The organism is Neptunitalea chrysea (assembly GCF_027924145.1).
GTDB lineage: Bacteria > Bacteroidota > Bacteroidia > Flavobacteriales > Flavobacteriaceae > Neptunitalea > Neptunitalea chrysea.
Window position 1 is genome coordinate 1 of record NZ_BRVP01000066.1, and the last position, 907, is coordinate 907.

The 907-nt window shown below is 29.5% G+C and carries 1 protein-coding gene; it reads left to right on the plus strand.

Annotated features, from left to right (window positions below; all coding sequences use genetic code 11):
* Window positions 1–429 precede the first annotated feature (429 nt).
* Complete coding sequence (locus tag NBRC110019_RS16705; protein WP_281756606.1) at window positions 430–780, plus strand: hypothetical protein; 351 nt, start codon at window positions 430–432, stop codon at window positions 778–780.
* Window positions 781–907 lie beyond the last annotated feature (127 nt).

Genomic DNA, 907 nt, shown 5'->3' on the forward strand with positions numbered 1-907 from the left:
TTACAATCTGGAAGCTCTTAAATCCTGCTAATTCTAAAACCCTGTATCAATGAGCTAGTTTCGTATAAGCTACTTTTATATCATAATCTTGATTAAAGATGTTTCTTAAGCCATTAACTCGCTTACTGGTTTATTATCAAGTCATTTGGTGCTTTACAAAGTTAATACCAACTTATAACCAGTAATTGCTTAGAAATATATCCGTTAGAAAGTATCTAAGGGTAATATACTTTTTGTTGTTGTTTTACATTGTCTCATTTGTTCATTTTCCTGATCCATAGTCTCCCTACCATATTTAATTCATAGGTCAAAGATTACAAAGTCTAACAAAAATGAGTTCATCATAAACAAGACTGCATTCCTGTAATTTTTTATTTTAAGGATTCCTTACAAATAAGAACACTCCCCTATACAGTATTTGGTAGAAGCATGATGCCAAAACATTCACCGTATATTAACTTACTTTTAGAAAAAGGTAGGGTTTTTACTATTACGAGTGTTAGAGACGAAGAAGAAAAAAGAATAGATTGGCACCGTAAGGCTATTTTAAATTATAGTACAAAATTTAAAGCCGCTATTAGTATGAACGGATTATCTAATAAAATAAACCACACCAAATATAAGGGGGAGGGTAAATACTTGATTCATGAATATGAAAACCCTAATAAACCATCAATGAAAAAATATCTAAGGAGTTATTCTCCTTTGCACAATTTAAAAACACTTTCAAATAAAAGATCTGAATGTACTAGTGGTAACTTGACAATCGAGATAATTTAGTTTCACCATTTCATTCTTATAAATTTGTTTATGGCTTACAAGAATTTAAAAATCATACTACTTATTTGAATGTAGTTAAAGATGTAGGGCATAGATTAGGTAATGATGTTCACTTAGATAAATTAAC